11 protein-coding genes are annotated in these 12,647 nt (G+C 48.9%); 8 read left to right on the top strand and 3 right to left on the bottom strand.

What is annotated here, in order from left to right; all coding sequences use genetic code 11:
• The first annotated feature begins 12 nt into the window (after window positions 1-12).
• From dusA to WG68_RS15650, 6 genes are all read left to right on the top strand, one after another.
• Entirely contained in the window at window positions 13-987 is a 975-nt protein-coding gene (dusA, locus tag WG68_RS15675; RefSeq protein WP_200897613.1) for a tRNA dihydrouridine(20/20a) synthase DusA, read from the top strand.
• Window positions 988-1,211: 224 nt separating this feature from the next.
• Window positions 1,212-1,466: a hypothetical protein gene (locus WG68_RS15670; RefSeq protein WP_046558668.1), complete on the top strand. Its 255-nt coding sequence runs from the start codon at window positions 1,212-1,214 to the stop codon at window positions 1,464-1,466.
• Window positions 1,467-1,697: 231 nt separating this feature from the next.
• Entirely contained in the window at window positions 1,698-2,135 is a 438-nt protein-coding gene (locus WG68_RS15665) for a copper chaperone PCu(A)C (RefSeq protein WP_052749131.1), read from the top strand.
• A gap of 9 nt (window positions 2,136-2,144) precedes the next feature.
• Window positions 2,145-3,122, top strand: a complete 978-nt coding sequence (locus tag WG68_RS15660) for a DUF2333 family protein (protein ID WP_046558667.1) — start codon at window positions 2,145-2,147, stop codon at window positions 3,120-3,122.
• A gap of 5 nt (window positions 3,123-3,127) precedes the next feature.
• Complete coding sequence (locus tag WG68_RS15655; RefSeq protein ID WP_046558666.1) at window positions 3,128-3,898, top strand: TIGR04219 family outer membrane beta-barrel protein; 771 nt, start codon at window positions 3,128-3,130, stop codon at window positions 3,896-3,898.
• A 137-nt stretch (window positions 3,899-4,035) separates the two neighbouring features.
• On the top strand, window positions 4,036-6,186 hold the full coding sequence (locus WG68_RS15650) for a response regulator (protein WP_152663131.1): 2,151 nt from the start codon (window positions 4,036-4,038) through the stop codon (window positions 6,184-6,186).
• Window positions 6,187-6,194: 8 nt separating this feature from the next.
• Here WG68_RS15650 and WG68_RS15645 read toward each other — a convergent pair whose 3' ends face one another.
• Window positions 6,195-7,097, bottom strand: coding sequence for a TIGR03899 family protein (locus WG68_RS15645; protein WP_046558664.1), 903 nt, complete (start codon window positions 7,095-7,097; stop codon window positions 6,195-6,197).
• Between the two features lie 188 nt (window positions 7,098-7,285).
• On the opposite strand from WG68_RS15645, the gene WG68_RS15640 reads away from it, so the two are divergent.
• Complete coding sequence (locus WG68_RS15640; protein WP_046558663.1) at window positions 7,286-9,526, top strand: two-component system response regulator; 2,241 nt, start codon at window positions 7,286-7,288, stop codon at window positions 9,524-9,526.
• Window positions 9,527-9,598: 72 nt separating this feature from the next.
• Here the strand turns inward: WG68_RS15640 and ppa are convergent, their stop codons facing one another.
• Complete coding sequence (gene ppa / locus WG68_RS15635) at window positions 9,599-10,126, bottom strand: inorganic diphosphatase (protein ID WP_046558662.1); 528 nt, start codon at window positions 10,124-10,126, stop codon at window positions 9,599-9,601.
• A gap of 57 nt (window positions 10,127-10,183) precedes the next feature.
• A complete protein-coding gene (locus WG68_RS15630; protein WP_046558661.1) occupies window positions 10,184-11,155 on the bottom strand; it encodes a class 1 fructose-bisphosphatase in 972 nt (323 codons plus the stop codon).
• 136 nt (window positions 11,156-11,291) lie between these two features.
• Between WG68_RS15630 and mpl the strand changes: the two genes are divergently transcribed.
• Window positions 11,292-12,647, top strand: coding sequence for a UDP-N-acetylmuramate:L-alanyl-gamma-D-glutamyl-meso-diaminopimelate ligase (gene mpl, locus WG68_RS15625; RefSeq protein WP_046558660.1), 1,356 nt, complete (start codon window positions 11,292-11,294; stop codon window positions 12,645-12,647).

The raw sequence follows: 12,647 nt of genomic DNA, 5'->3' as shown, positions 1-12,647 counted from the left end.
GGTACGAGCATTTTGGCTACTAAACTTATTGACCATAAATTTTCTGTCGCCCCGATGCTGGATTGGACTGACAGGCATTGCCGCTATTTTCACCGGTTGATGACCAGGCACGCCGTGTTGTATACCGAAATGGTAACAACCGGGGCGTTGATCCATGGTAAGGGCGATTATCTGGCTTTTAATCAGCAAGAACATCCACTGGTGCTGCAATTGGGCGGTTCCAATCCGGCCGATATGGCCAGGTGCGCGCAGCTGGCCGAGCAGCGAGGCTATGATGCGGTCAATATTAATGTTGGCTGCCCGTCCGATCGGGTGCAAAACGGCATGTTTGGCGCCTGTCTGATGGCCCAGCCTGCGTTAGTGGCTGATTGTGTGCAAGCGATGCTGAATGTGGTATCGATCCCGGTCACGGTAAAAAGCCGGATTGGGATAGATGAGCTGGATAGTTACCCGTTTTTAACCGATTTTATCGGTACTATTGCAGATGCGGGCTGTCAGCAATTTATCGTGCACGCCCGTAAAGCCTGGTTAAAAGGGTTAAGCCCGAAAGAAAACCGCGAAATACCTGAGTTGGATTATCCCAGGGTGCATCAGCTGAAGCGTGATTTCCCGCAGCTTGATATCAGCATTAACGGCGGTATTAAAACGCTGGACGATGTGCGCTACCAGCTGCAACTGGTTGACGGTGTGATGGTAGGGCGGGAGGCTTATACCAATCCGTATTTACTGAGCCAGGTTGATCATTTGATCTATGGTGACGAGCAGCCAGTGCTGACGCAGCACGAATTGGTGCGTGCGATGTTGCCTTACATTGAACAGCAAATGCAGCAAGGCGCCCGTTTCTGGCACATTGCCAGGCATATGCTGGGTCTGTTTCAAGGCTTACCCGGTGCCCGTTTGTGGCGGCGCCATCTGAGTGAAAACGGTCATCTGGCTGCTGCCGGGCCTGAAGTACTGGTGCAGGCGTTGGCGGCAGTGCCAGAGTAAATGGCGGCGATAATGTGCAAGTGAACCTCACATGAAGATTTTGACTAACATGGTGGTTAAATTGGCTATTTTTTAGTATTGAGCCAATGCTTGAAAAATAACCAATCAAGTGCTTCGTAAAAATTTAGTTATATATCAATGATTTAGTCTTGGTTGAAAGTTGGCACAAGCTTTGTAATAGGTAAGTTGTAGTACTGACTAACTTAATTATGAAGGAATATTATATGAAAACTTTCGCTGCTCTGACTCTAACTGCTGTTGTATGTTTAACTGCTGCGCCAGCCCAGGCAAATCCTGTAACTGACGCTATGCAACAATTAGCGGCTAATCAATTAGCCGATATTAAAATAACGGTTGTGCAGCAAGCACGCCAGGCCATGGAGAAAACGGCTGCCGATCTGCGTCTGTTACTGCAAAGTGAGCCGCAACTGGCTCAGCAGCAGGCAGAGAAAACGGATACTAAGCCTGCGGCGGAGTAACCGATGTTATCTGCCAGCAGTTTGTTGCTGCTGTATTTATTACCGGTAGTTACCATGTTTTCAGCTTTTATCGTATGGTGCTACTTGTTGCCGCTTTTGCTGTGGTGGCAGCGTGCCCGGAGTTAGCTGTGCCGGGCTGCTGCCATTTATCAGGCTATAACTTTGTGCTAAGTCGCTGTTCGCTGCCAGAATTTGGTGTAAGATAAACTAAATTTGTTAAGGGAGCGTAACATGGTGCGATTTATTGCTTTGCTGATTTCTGCCACAGTTAGTCTGACAGCCTTACCGGCATTGGCGACAGAGTTAACTGTTACCGATGGGCAGGTTCGGGTGCCGATGCCGGGACGCACTGTTACGGCAGGCTATTTCACTATCCATAATCATGCTGCAACTGCCGTTAGTTTAGTTAGCGCCCAAAGTAATGCCTTTGAGCGAGCTGAATTACATCAACATACGCATAAGGATGGTGTGATGCGGATGGAGCAGGTTGATCAAATTGATATTGCCGCCAATAGCAGCGCAACGTTGCAGCCCGGTGGCTTGCATCTGATGTTATTTAATCCGCAACAGCCGCTAATGGCAGGCGAAAGCGTGACATTAGATCTGAGTTTTAGTAATGGTGAAGTGTTATCCCTGAGCATGCCACTTACTGAGATGCCCCGACGCTAAGGACGAGATATGAACAAGCGTAATGTCGCTTTGCTGGCTGCCAGCCTGTTATTGGTTTTGTTTGTAGTAACGAGCTGGTGGGTTAGCCGTGAGCCTGCGATTATGGTGACGCAGATTCAACAGGCACACCTCGATGATAAGGTCAGTGCCACAGTAGGTTACACTACTACCACTGCGCTGATTAAAGTAACGGAAACCCTGCTGGATAAGCCGGGCGGCTATTTGTCGAACGACATTTTGCCGCCTTTTAGTTTACTGGATAATATGCCTGCCTGGGAGTTTGGTGTACTGGAAATGTCCCGTGATCTGGCGTTGGCCTTTCGCAAAGATTTCAGCCGCTCGCAATCACAATCTGCTGAAAATGCCTACCTGAAAATTGCCCAGCCGCAGTTTAATATCGATCATCGCAGCTGGGCTATTCCCAGTGCGGAGTCTGAATATCGTAAGGCTATTGCCCAGTTATATTTATACCGTGATGCCTTGTCTGATCGAAATATGGCCGACAGCCAGTTTTATGCCCGGGCGGATAATTTGCGTGACTGGCTGAAAAATGTTGAGAAGCGGCTGGGCAGTTATTCGCAGCGCTTAAGTGCCAGCGTAGGTCAGGAGCGGCTTAATACTGATTTAGCTGGAGATGCCGATGCCCGCCAATCAACCGTAACAGCGGGTCAGCAACGAATTAAGACCAGCTGGTGGAAAATAGACGATGAATTTTATGAAGCGCGTGGGGCGGCCTGGGCCCTGTTGCACTACCTGAAAGCGGTTGAAGTGGATTTTGCCGAAGTTTTACACCGGCGTAATGCCATGGTCAGTCTGCAACAAATTATCCGGGAACTGGAGGCGACTCAGCAACCGATTTGGAGCCCGATGGTACTCAATGGCAGTGGCTTCGGCGTGCTGGCGAACCATAGTTTGGTAATGGCTAATTATATTTCCCGCGCCAATGCGGCGCTGATTGATTTATCTGAATTACTGACTCAAGGATAATCGATATGCAAAGATCCACCATCAAAGCAGCCGTTATGGTGGCGTTTAGTTCGATGCTGATAGCAGGACAGGCTTCGGCAGATACCCTGCTAGGTTTGTATATAGGTGCCGATGGCTGGCGCAGCAAGGCGACCGGCAGTTTTGGCAATAGCGAGCCGGCGCCAGCGTTTAATTTTAACAGCAAAACTCAAGGTACGGTCTATATTGCACTGGAGCACCCAATACCGCTGATACCCAATATTCGGCTGGCGCATAACCAGCTTGCAGCCAATGGTATTACCTTGCTTGATGGCGATTTTAGCTTTGCAGGGGAAGATTTTGCTATCAATACCACCCTGGCAAACCGGGTAGATCTGACTAACACTGATGTCGTGTTGTACTATGAGTTGTTAGATAACCGCCTTATTGAGCTGGATCTTGGCTTGAACGCCAAGCATGTCAAGGGGTCGGTGTCGGTTATAGAGCAGGCAGCTAATGGCTTGCAGGGCGAAGAGTCGGTGTCGCAATGGCTACCCATGTTGTATGCCCGCAGCAAGATAGGTTTGCCGTTAACCGGCCTGGATGTGTTTGCTCAGGGCAGTTATATTGGCTGGAGTGACAGCCGGCTATATGATCTGCAAGCGGGCATTGGCTACCAGCTTATTGATTCACTGGCGGTGGACGTTCGTTTTAAGCTGGGTTACCGGGTAGTTAACGTGCGGCTGGATGATCTTGACGAGCTGTATAGCAACCTCGATTTTAAAGGGGTGTTCGCTGGTGTTGAATTGCATTTCTAGTGCAGCCGCCAGACGAGGGATAGCCGCCAGGTAGTTTGTTTGGGTGGCTAAACTTGTCGCTGCTGCTGAAGCGCTTTATAGTAACTATTTCTGAATGTGGCGGCAGCAACGTTTTGATAAATATCTTCAGACAGTTAATGATTCCATGGTTGCTGGCGCTGTTGTTAGCCTGGTTGCTGATGGTGCAGTGGTTACACAATGAGAATCGCAGCCAACAACAACAGCAAATACAACAATTAGCTATTACCGTTAACTATGCTATTCAGGCTAATCTTGCGGTTGCGCCAGCGGAGACGCTTGCCAGTCAGTTAAGGCAAATTCATAATAGTTCGCCACTAGCGGTGCAACATATTACTGCTTATAACGCCCAGCGCCAGTTCATTGCCAGTAGCACATTGCCGACCGAGGCCCCGGTGCTTGAAGGCGCACCATTAGCATATCAGGTAAGCACTCTGGCCAATGGCAGTCAACTTGCTGTATTGCCAGTCAGTGCTGGTCTTGGCCGCGCTGGCGATACGCTAACGGGGCAGTTGCCGGATAACGGTTATATCGCGGTAGTGTTTGATACTGAATTTGCCTGGTTGGTTTGGTTAATGCCACTGGCATTGCTTAGCGGGGCCTGGGCGGTAGGTATGCTATTAAGCTTCGGCTTGGTAAAGCGCAGCCAGCAGCACCATCATACCGATATTGAGTTAGTGACGCATCATTTACATCGCTTGCAGTCTGCTCAGCAGCAATGTCAGATCTCGGCTCAGTTGGTTCCGACACTGCGACCTGTACAACAAGCCTTTAATGACCTGGTTAGTGCATTGGATAACAAACAGTCGGCCCATGAACAGTTGTTACTGCAGTTAAATCAGCGATTGCAACAGCTGAGTTCTCAGTGTAACGACCTTGACCAGCAACGGCAGCACTTCAGTATTCAGCAGCAACAGCAACAGCGTCAGATCCGGCACTGGTTTGAACAAAGCTTGATCCTGTGGCAGCGTAAAGAGCAGTTACAGCCGGCGCAGTTTCAACGTTTGTTACAACTGCACCTGCTGACAGGACATTATCAGTTTAGTGCAGCAGACTTCCGGGGAGAATCACTGAGTCTGACGCATTGGCTGAGTCAGCATCTGCAACAGCTTGGGTCGGTATTGCCTGTAGCAGAGGTCAATCTTGACTGGCAGGAGCACCCGAACACCTTAAATTGTGCAGTGAACCTCTGCCAGCAAACGTTAAACTCGTTGTTACAGGCGCTGATACTGTTGTGTTTGCGTGCAGAGGATGTTAGCAAAATGACGCTGGATATTCAGTTCGATACTGGCGGGGAACAAGACTATTTGCAGTTAACGGCCCGTTGCAATGGCAATGGATTACCTGCACATTGCCGGCAACTGCTGCAATCCGCCGACATGCTTGATTTTCAGTGGAGTGATGCTGATATCGCCCTGTTAAAGGCGGTTCAGGTTAGTGGTGCCACCTTTAGCTGTCAATCACTCGATGGCCTGGGGTGTATTTTACAACTGAAGGTGCCGGTACAGACTGAGCCCGTTAGCTCCCCCAGGTTACTGCAGCAGTTATTGCTGTTTGATGAAGATACTGAGCGTTTACAGACTCACGCGACGGCATTAACTGGAATAGTGGCGCAGGTGACCAAATGTAACAGCCTTAGTGAGCTGGAGTTGCTGATAAATAGTAATGCATTTGAACTTGTGTTGCTGTTTTTACCCGTAGTGGCACCGCCCTCAGAGTGGCAAGTGCTGTTTGCTCAGCTGCGACGAGGGCCCAATGTGCTGAGTTTTGCCGCACCGGCCAGGTTGCCCGATTGGCAAGATATTATGCCCACAGTGCAGGCCAACCATCAGTATTGTCTGGCGCAGGTCATTGCCTTTGCCGAGATACGACCAAAACACACTGGCCTGCAACATATTCTGGTGGTTGATGATAACGAAACCAACCTGGCTTTTGTGCAAGTACTACTGAAAAACAAGCCCTTGTTGCTGCATACGGCTACCTCTGCTGCGCAAGTGTTTACCCTGTGTCAGCAGCATAAATTTGACATGATTTTACTGGATATTCAGTTACCGGATATGTCTGGGGTTGACGTTGCCAGGCAACTGCGGCAGCAGCCTCAATATCAGAAAGTTCCTATCGTTGCTTTTACCGCGCATGCTATGCCTGATGAAATCGCCTGCTACCATGAGGCCGGCATGGACGATATTATTTTCAAACCGTTAGAACCGGCAAAACTGGATAGTTTGCTGGCGAAGTTTTCACTGACAGCGAGCGTCAAAGCACCCTAGTGCATGGTTTATTTAAATTGCAGTACGCCTGCCAATTGCTGCTGCAGCGCTGCTAAATAGCCACTGTGGGTTGGGCTGTTTAGCAGTGGGAGCAATTCGGTACCCACGGCGGTGTATTTGTAGTACTGCAAAACAACACCGCGTTGCAGGGCTGTGCACTCCAGAGTCTGGCTTTGAAATTGCCAGCTAAAAGCTTGTCCGGGTTGTAATTCACCACTTTCAATCTCGACACTATGCAAAATGCCGATATCTACCAGGTTCAGAATTTGCGGATACGATAAGCCAAACTGGCTTAAATTAAGCAGCGCCATGCTACGACCGGTAAGTAACTGCCACAATGACGGCTTACGAATATAGCCAAAATATATCCGGCCGCTTTGTTCCTGTCGGTTGCGGCAACTTAAACTGGCTGCCAATTGCAGGCTTTGTGCTTCTTTATGGCTCATTTGCTGCAAAGTTTGCAGCGTTTTTAAGGAAAAACGGCCTGGTGTGGCAATCTCTCCAGCCAGGATTTTTGCCCATAGTTGCTGCATATTGTCGTTAGAAATATCCAGTACTAATTCACAGTACTGAGCAAACCAGTCAGGGTCGACCTCCTGGGCTGATACTCGCTCTGGACAATACTCCAGCGCTAACGCCATGATTTTTTCCAGATTTTGCTGCTGGCGTTCACGTTGCATTTGTAAGCGGCGGTTAACTCGCTGGGCCAGGCTTAGCTCAGCGACGGGTTCAGGTGCGCCTGAGCGGGCTGCAAGTTGCTGATGTTTAGCGCTGCCCGGGGTGTTGTCTGCATTTTCATGGTTGGTATCAGTAAGGGGGGCTGAGGTTCTGTTGGTGACCGGGGCGCCAAGGTGATAGCGTGCCAGCCTTAGCAGCCGCTGCTGGCCAGATGCCGGGGTTACTTTACTCAAAATAAATCCGATATTTGTCGAATAATTAATGTTATCTTGGCATTAAGCCGCTGCAGCAGCAAGTAGGCCGGCATTATTTGTGCCCGGCACTATCAAAGTTAACTAAGCTAAAAATAAATGATAATTCGTTTTTTGTTTTTTAACTTATACATGTATATTTAAGTTAAGAGTCTGAGCAAGGCGTAATCATGAAATCAAATGAAACAGATGAAGATTTTCTGTTTTTCGCAGAAGACGAGCAGCCCTCGTTGGAACCGGAACTGGCATTAGGTGTTTGGAATATTCTTATCGTCGATGATGACGAAGAAATCCACACCGTCACTAAGCTGGCACTGAATGACCTTATCGTCATGGGCCGCAAGCTGAGCTTTCACCATGCCTACTCTGGCGATGAAGCCATTCGCTTTTTACAGCATAACGATAATATTGCCATGGTATTACTTGATGTGGTGATGGAGTCAGATGATGCTGGGTTAAAAGTGGTGCAGCGGATCCGTGACGAACTGCATCTGGAAGAGTTGCGAATTGTGCTCAGAACTGGCCAGCCGGGTTACGCGCCTGAAGAAAGCGTGATTAAAGAATACGATATAAATGATTACAAAACCAAAACTGAATTAACCCGCGGTAAATTGGTTACCGCTATTATTGCCTCGCTTCGTTCATATCAGCAAATCCGCACCATTAATCAAAACCGGATTGGCTTACAGAAAATTATTAATGCTGGTGCTAATTTACTTGAACAGCATTCATTACATGAATTTTCAGAAGGCGTGGTTACCCAGATTGCCTCGTTAATTGGTCTGCATGCCGAAGGCGTGCTGTGTGCTCAGATAGAAGATGACGGCAGCGCCAGCGATAAAATATATGTGTTGGGCGCGGCCGGGCATTATGCGCCTTTTATTAAGTGCCAGCTGGATCGCATAGATAATCCGCGTATCGTGCAACAGATTAATTTATGTTTGAGCCAGCGCCAGAACATTTTTGGCCAGCAGGATACGGTGTTGTATCTGGGGAGTGATAGTCACTGCGCGGCGGTTTATATTGAAACTAACCGGCCGATAGAGGCTTTTGATCGGCAGCTGATAGAGGTATTTTTAAGTAATATCTCGATAGGCTATGAAAATGTCACCTTATTTCAGCAGCTGAAGCATGCCGCCTATATTGACCCGTTGACCAAGACGCCAAACCGCAACGAGTTTATTCAAATCTTGCAGGATACCCGCCGTTTTGATGCTGAGGGTATGGTGGCAGTACTAATTGACATTGATCATTTCTCCGATGTGAACGATGGCTTAGGCCAGGATGTTGGCAATGAATTACTGATCGCCCTGACCTTACGCTTAATTGCTTTTTTTGGCACCAGTTGCCAGTTAGGCCGCATCGGCGCTGACGTATTTGGGGTGGTAGGCCCTGCGCAAGAGTTAACCCCCGAGCGCTTAGAAGAAGTGTTTAACGAGCCCTTTCAGGCTTCAGAGCATGCGTTGCAGGTTACCGCTACCTTTGGCTTGTGTCGCTTAACTGATTCAGCTGAGCAAGGGCTGACTATCCTGAAGCATGTGTATATTGCGCTGAACAAAGCTAAAAAAAGTATCAGCCAGAATTATCAATTTTATCAGCCAGAAATGGAAGATGAAATGGCAGAGCGCTTATCGTTATTGCGCAAGCTGCGCACTGATTTCAGCCGTGACAAACTTGAGCTCTGGTATCAGCCACAAATATCGCTGAGTACCAAGCAGGTTGTTGGCATGGAGGCATTGCTGCGTTGGCCGGTGGCTGATGGCCAGTATATTTCACCGGCGGTGTTTATTCCGCTGGCCGAATACTCAGGGCTTATCGTCGAAATCGGCAGCTGGGTGTTGGAGCAGGCCTGTCAGCAAATAAAGCATCTGGCAAGTCAGGGCTACAACAACTTACGCATTGCCGTCAATGTATCAATGCCGCAGTTTCGGAATCATCATTTTGTGCAGACGGTGATTGACTGTGTTAATCGATACAGTATTGACCCGGCATTGTTAGAGCTTGAGATCACCGAGTCGGTGGTAATGGATGAGCCAAAAATCGTGATTGATGCGCTGCAAAAGCTAAAGAATGCTGGTATTAAAGTGGCGATAGATGATTTTGGCATCGGCTTCTCCTCATTAAGTTACTTACAGCAGTTGCCACTGGATCGGATAAAAGTGGACCGGGCTTTTGTACGGGAAGTAACTGAACCAGCCGGTGAGGTGATTGCTCAAACTATTATTAATCTGGGTAAACGTCTGGGCTTATCTACCATTGCCGAGGGGGTGGAAACTGTCGAGCAGCAACAGGCGGTAGAAGCCATGGGGTGTGATGAGGTGCAGGGCTTTTTGTTTGCTAAACCGATGCCAACCGCTGAATTGCTGCAGTATCTCGCTGCAAACAATACAGAGAAAGTGGCTAAGTCATGAGCAATCAGCATTAAAAAAAGCCGCATAAAGCGGCTTTTTTTAATGTATAACACCCCCCTTAACAGTGAGTTGTTATTTTTTAGCTCGTTCAAACGATGTCATAATTTCAGCCTTGGCAGCAGCAGCATCAGCCCAACCCTGTACTTTCACCCATTTACCTGGTTCCAGCTCTTTGTAGCGCTCAAAGAAGTGTTGAATTTGCTGCTTTAACAATTCCGGTACATCATTGATATCCTGAATATGGTCATACAGTTTGGTCAGCTTGCTGATTGGCACGGCAATCACTTTGGCATCTTCGCCTGACTCATCAGCCATATTTAATACCCCAACCGGCCGGCATCTGATAACCGAGCCTGGCACTAATGGGTAAGGGGTTGGCACTAACACATCAACCGGGTCACCATCAAGCGATAGGGTATGGTTTACAAAACCATAGTTGCAAGGGTAGAACATTGGCGTTGACATAAAGCGGTCAACCCAGACTGTACCCGTGTCTTTATCTACTTCATATTTAATCGGGTCGGCATTGGCCGGAATTTCAATAATAACGTTAATTTCGTCTGGCAGGTTTTTACCTGCTGCTACGTCGCTTAAGCTCATGTTGCTTCCTTATCGTTTAATCAGCGCCGGCTATTATAGCGGCGGCAGTAAAAATGGCTATGCTTTGTGATATCCAATACAGGTTTCTACTTCATGTTTTGAGCCCAGAATAACCGCGACCCGCTGGTGAATATCGGTTGGTATTATTTCCATGATACGCTCATACCCCGTTGAGCTGATACCGCCAGCCTGTTCTACCAGAAAACTCATCGGATTGGCTTCATACATTAGTCGCAATTTGTCCGGTTTGGTTGAGTCTTTGGTGTCCCGCGGGTAGGCAAAAATGCCACCGCGGCACAACACCCGGTGCACATCACCCACCATGGCCGCAATCCAGCGCATATTAAAGTTTTTACCGCGCGGGCCGGTTTTGCCCAGCAGTAAGTCAGCGACATAGCGCTGCATAGGTTCCTGCCAGAACCGTTGGTTAGACATATTAAGCGCAAACTCGGTGGTGTATTTTGGAATGGCAGCCTGATCGCCGGTCAGCAAAAAACCACCATAGGTATTATCAAGCGTGTATAAACGGGTGCCATGGCCGGTAGTCAGTGCCAGCATAGTCGAGGGGCCGTATAGTACATAGCCGGCGGCAACCTGAGCAGTGCCAGGCTGTAAAAATAAGCTGGCATCGTCCGGCGCTTTGGCCGGGTCGGCAGGCAGAATAGAAAAGATAGTACCAATTAAGCTGTTGATATCGGTGTTAGACGAGCCGTCCAGCGGGTCAAAGGTTACCAGGTATTTTCCCTGCGGGTTGCCGGCAACGATATGATCTTCTTCTTCTGAGCTGATGGCTTTTACCACGCCTGTTTCCAGGATAACTTCTTTTAATAATTCATTGGCTATGACATCAAGTTTTTTTTGGGTTTCCCCTTGAATATTCTCGCCAAGGGTAGAACCTAATACCCCTGCCAGTTCACCCTGACTGACCCGGAAAGAGATTTCGCGACAGGCAGCCAGAATGGTTTTAAGCAGGGCAATTAACTCAGGTTCGACTCCGTCCTGCTGCAGTACCGGGGAAATACGGCGCATGTTGTTATTCCTTTTATTGCTGTAGTGAATGTGTAGGGCTGGGCTATTTTAAAGAATTTATTGTTAAATTGCAGTTTTGATCGTAGTTTTATCTGTTTTTCTGTTATCAACGGGCCTGCGCAGCAGGAAATAACTGATGCATATTCATATTTTAGGTATTTGCGGCACCTTTATGGGCGGCATTGCCGCTATTGCCAAAGCGCTGGGCCATCAGGTGACCGGCTCCGATCAAAATGTGTATCCGCCAATGAGTGAGCAGCTGGTGGCACTGGGTATCGGTTTGGTGCAGGGCTACGACAGCAGCCAGTTTTCGCCCGAGCCGGATTTAGTTATTATTGGTAATGCCTTATCCCGCGGCAACGAGGCGGTTGAATATGTGCTTGACCGCGGCTTACGCTATACCTCAGGCCCACAGTGGCTGGCTGAACAAGTATTGCACGACCGCTGGGTGCTGGCGGTGGCCGGAACGCATGGTAAAACCACCACCAGCAGCATGCTGGCCTGGATTTTAGAGGCGGCCGGCCTGGAGCCGGGCTTTTTAATTGGCGGCATTCCGCAAAATTTTGATACATCGGCCCGGCTCGGTCAATCGCCATTTTTTGTAATTGAAGCGGACGAATACGACACTGCCTTTTTTGATAAACGCTCGAAGTTTGTTCATTACCGGCCGCGCACCCTGATAATTAATAATCTGGAGTTTGACCATGCTGATATCTTCCCGGATTTAGCCGCTATTCAGCGCCAATTTCATCATTTACTCAGAATGGTGCCGGCTAACGGTCTGGTGTTATCACCAGAAGATACCAAAGCTGTCAGCCAGACGCTGGCCATGGGGTGCTGGAGTGAGCGTCAGAGTTATGGCCAGGACTGGCGGGCAGAGTTGATTCAAAACGATGGCAGCGCTTTTAAATTGTTTTATCAGCAGCAGTTGCAAGGCGAACTGCACTGGCAACTGTGCGGTCAGCATAATGTTGATAATGCCGTGATGGCCATTGCCGCCGCGCGCCATGCCGGCGTGCCGGTTGCTGTGGCGTTAGAGGCGATGAGCCAGTTTGTGGCACCGAAGCGGCGAATGGAGCTAAAAGCGGAGATTGCCGGCATTAAAGTTTACGATGACTTTGCCCATCACCCAACCGCCATTGCCACTACTTTGCAGGGTGTGCGCAATAAAGTGGGCCAGGGCCGGTTAATTGCCGTACTGGAACCACGCTCTAATACAATGCGCATGGGGGTGCACGAAGCGGCGTTGCCGGTGTCGTTAGCCATTGCCGACCAGGTGTATTTGTATGAGCCGGCAAACGCCAACTGGTCATTGGATGCCTTAACCCGCAGTTTAAGCCCCAAGGCCCATTTGTCGCATGATATTGCGGCACTGGTCGGTTTACTGGTCGGGCAAGCCGCCAGGGGTGATAACATCGTAATTATGAGTAACGGCGGCTTTGCTGGTATTCACGATAAGCTGATTAGCGCCTTAGCGCAAAAATGGGAGTGA

Origin of the sequence: Arsukibacterium ikkense (genome assembly GCF_000987775.1) — a bacterium.
Taxonomy (GTDB): domain Bacteria; phylum Pseudomonadota; class Gammaproteobacteria; order Enterobacterales; family Alteromonadaceae; genus Alishewanella; species Alishewanella ikkense.
Note: the sequence above shows the minus strand (reverse complement) of the source record. Positions and strands in the feature narration are given on the sequence as shown.

Coding starts and splice junctions, on each gene's coding strand:
- WG68_RS15670 (WP_046558668.1), top strand. CDS start 1,212: ATGAAAACTTTCGCTGCTCTGACTCTAACTGCTGTTGTATGTTTAACT.
- WG68_RS15665 (WP_052749131.1), top strand. CDS start 1,698: ATGGTGCGATTTATTGCTTTGCTGATTTCTGCCACAGTTAGTCTGACA.
- WG68_RS15640 (WP_046558663.1), top strand. CDS start 7,286: ATGAAATCAAATGAAACAGATGAAGATTTTCTGTTTTTCGCAGAAGAC.
- WG68_RS15630 (WP_046558661.1), bottom strand. CDS start 11,155: ATGCGCCGTATTTCCCCGGTACTGCAGCAGGACGGAGTCGAACCTGAG.
- ppa (WP_046558662.1), bottom strand. CDS start 10,126: ATGAGCTTAAGCGACGTAGCAGCAGGTAAAAACCTGCCAGACGAAATT.
- WG68_RS15650 (WP_152663131.1), top strand. CDS start 4,036: ATGATTCCATGGTTGCTGGCGCTGTTGTTAGCCTGGTTGCTGATGGTG.
- WG68_RS15660 (WP_046558667.1), top strand. CDS start 2,145: ATGAACAAGCGTAATGTCGCTTTGCTGGCTGCCAGCCTGTTATTGGTT.
- WG68_RS15655 (WP_046558666.1), top strand. CDS start 3,128: ATGCAAAGATCCACCATCAAAGCAGCCGTTATGGTGGCGTTTAGTTCG.
- mpl (WP_046558660.1), top strand. CDS start 11,292: ATGCATATTCATATTTTAGGTATTTGCGGCACCTTTATGGGCGGCATT.